Genomic DNA, 3219 nt, shown 5'->3' with positions numbered 1-3219 from the left:
AAAAAATGGACAATGCCAATTCAAAATTGGCGTTTAGCGATGAATTGGTTTACGATTCAGTTCGATGATCGATTAAAAGATCATTTATAAAAAATGGAACTTACACAAAATAATTTACAGGCTCATCAATCTAGGGCTTTTTTATTAATTTATTAAATTATTAATGTAGGCTTTCCAGACTTTTTAGGTAGGCAACAACTTCTTGATTTCCTGCCATTTCTGCAAGTTCCAAGGCAGTATATGTACTACGATGATCAATATTAGCACCTTTACTGACAAGTAACTTCACAACTTCCAAATGATCATTTTCAGCGGCTGCCTGTAAAGCGCTATAACCCTCATCATCGGTAGAATTAGGATCAATGCCTTGCTTTAAGGTTTCACTCACCTGTTCAAAATCACCAAGTGAAGCCCAGTACACAAGTTCAGGAAGATGCAGTTCTTCGTCATCTTCAGGGATTGGGGAGAATGAGTTGAGTTTCATAAGAATCTCCTATTTATTATTAAACTTTAAGAAGTGACAGTAAAATTACTATCTGCTAATCCTACTATAATTTTAACTGACACATGCTCAGTAGAAGTACTGAGAACCCATACACCTGTAAAATCTTTAGTTCTAATCACTGTAAAATACAAAGATAATAGGGATTTAATAAGATTAATTTCTCCTACCATCGATTGTGCAAAATTTTCCAACTCTTTATTACTTCCCCATGGATTATCCACATGAAGATATTTACCTAATTTGTCATATAATGTAATAAATTTACTAACTGTTAAAAAATTTTCTTTTTTCCTATCATAATGATAATCACCAGTTTGCGTAAGTTTCGCCTCAGTTAAAGGAATTGGATAAAAGTCCTTATTTACCTTTCTTAAAGCTTTTAATATTGAACTAGCTTTAAAATCCTTACGATAATCATTATGACTCTCGGCTTTATTCCTAAATTTTTCGTACTCATGTTTATTTGGTGCAATTGCAGCAAAAGCGATCAATTCCAAAGCCTTTCTCAATTGCAAGATAGCTGACTCTATAAAAATTATACTCTTGTTACGATGATAAGAACTTAATAAGTCTTCACATGCTTTTAAACGAAAAAGTGCATCCTTTACACTTTCCAAATATATGTTCTGTAATTCTTCCATTATCAAATTATTATGAGTCATAAAATTACATATTATTAATTTTTAGAAAAAAAAGCATTCTTAAAATATAAGAGAAATTCTATATAACACCTTGTGTAAGCCTATAAAAAAACCCCCTTTCGGAGGCTTCTTTTTCAAACTTAATCTTTTAAGCTTTAGAAACTGCTGGCTCAGTTGAACCAATCTTTTCAGATTCATCTTCACTCATAATCAATGCAACCGCAATCGCAGTAATCAGTACCGGTAAACCTACTGCCATAAAGTTAAAGTGCGCAGGTAAGTTCATACCCAGTAAGCCACCAATTAAAATTGGACCTACAATCGCGCCCATACGACCAATCGCAGAAGACCAACCAATCCCCGTCGAACGTACAGCAAGTGGGTAATATTGAGCTACATAGCTATATAGAAGCATTTGCGAGCCAATTGAAGCTGCACCTGCCAAGAATACCAAAATGTATAGAAGGAATTGATTCGATTGGAAGCCCATTAAGCTCATCACAATCGCACCCATAACCCCAAGGGACATCAGTACTGGTTTCAAGTGGAAACGATCCGCCAAGATACCACCGCCGACAATACCGACTACCGCACCGACATTCATCACCATCATGAACATTAGACTGTTATCCATCGAGTAACCAGCCGCCATCATTAGCTTAGGCAACCAGCTGCTTAACGCATACATCGTCAGTAAGCAGGTAAAGAATGCAAGCCAGAACAACAATGTATTGGTTGCACGTCCACGACGGAACAAGCTCACTACATTTGCAGCTTCAGGCACACTTTCTTGTGGCAAAGTAAAAATCGTGGATTCCGTAACTTTAAGTGAAGGCTCAAGACGACGCACGATTGCACGTGCATTTTCCTGTTTGTTTTGCTTCACCATAAATGCTAAAGATTCAGGTAAGAATTTCCAAATAAGCGGAAGTAAAAATAAAGGAATGCCCGCAATAAAGAACATTACCTGCCAACCATAAGTTGGAGTAAACCATGAACCCAACAGTGCAGCCATTACGCCACCCACGGCATAACCACTAAACATGGTTGTAACCAGCGTACTACGCATTTTTTGCGGTGCGTATTCAGAGGTTAAAGCCACAAGGTTTGGCATCACACCGCCAATCCCTAAACCCGCCAAGAAACGTAAAATACCAAATTCAGTCGGATTCGATGCAAAACCACCTGCAAAAGTTAATCCGCTAAAGAGCACAATACAAATCATGATCACTTTTTTACGACCAATTTTGTCTGCCAATGATCCAAAAAACATTGCACCAAACATCATGCCCGCAAGTGCCGTACTGGCTAACATGCCTGCTTGAACGGCACTCAAGCCCCAATCATTCATCAGCAATGGTAAAGTCACGCCATTAATTGCTAGATCATAGCCATCAAATAGGATAATGAGTAAACACCAAGCAACTACATTGAAGTGGAAAGGCGTAAATTTCGCATTATCGACTACAGAATTTACATCTATTTTTTCCGTTGTCATCGTTCTCATCTCCCATGAGTACTTGTCCATACTTAATAAAGATTATTAAGTTAAATTTCATTTATGTATTAATATACTGACAACACAATACATGCTCAATAAGACTAAAGAATATGAGTATTTCTTTATAAAATGCATTCTATCTTATTGTATTGAAATAACTAATTTTATATACAAATGAAGAAATGTTCGTTATTTACTACCGTGATATTCGACTAATTGATTAATTTTGACTTTAATCGTTTTATTTTTATTAACATATTCTAAGTAATAATATAATTTAAGATTATAATAATCGCAATTCATGTTCAGTGCGTCTTGACCTATTTTAGTTTATTTTTCAATCAAATTTATTTGAAATTTCTCGTAATAAATTCTAAAAATATTTATCTAATATGATGCTCAGCAAAATCCGACTAAAATAAAATGCATTGGCTTTTTTATAAGCATAAAAAAATCCCCCTGCTCTACGAGTCAGGGGGATTTTAGAATAATGAGCTGGCGATGACTTACTCTCACATGGGTAACCCCACACTACCATCAGCGCAAAGAGGTTTCACTTCTGAGTTCGGGAA

3 protein-coding genes and 1 rRNA gene are annotated in these 3219 nt (G+C 35.8%); all 4 read right to left on the bottom strand.

The window, feature by feature from the left end:
- Positions 1-160 precede the first annotated feature (160 nt).
- The gene (locus HLH16_RS07040) at positions 161-484 is read right to left on the bottom strand and encodes an ankyrin repeat domain-containing protein (protein WP_171528806.1); all 324 of its coding nucleotides are present in this window, start codon (positions 482-484) and stop codon (positions 161-163) included.
- A gap of 26 nt (positions 485-510) precedes the next feature.
- Positions 511-1146 (bottom strand): hypothetical protein, encoded by a 636-nt coding sequence (locus HLH16_RS07035; RefSeq protein ID WP_171528805.1) that lies wholly within the window; start codon positions 1144-1146, stop codon positions 511-513.
- 148 nt (positions 1147-1294) lie between these two features.
- A complete protein-coding gene (locus HLH16_RS07030; protein ID WP_171528804.1) occupies positions 1295-2644 on the bottom strand; it encodes an aromatic acid/H+ symport family MFS transporter in 1350 nt (449 codons plus the stop codon).
- 496 nt (positions 2645-3140) lie between these two features.
- A 5S ribosomal RNA gene (rrf, locus tag HLH16_RS15995) occupies positions 3141-3219 on the bottom strand; the annotation flags it as partial.

Origin of the sequence: Acinetobacter sp. ANC 5378 (genome assembly GCF_013004315.1) — a bacterium.
Taxonomy (GTDB): domain Bacteria; phylum Pseudomonadota; class Gammaproteobacteria; order Pseudomonadales; family Moraxellaceae; genus Acinetobacter.
This window is presented reverse-complemented; position numbering and strand designations above follow the sequence as displayed.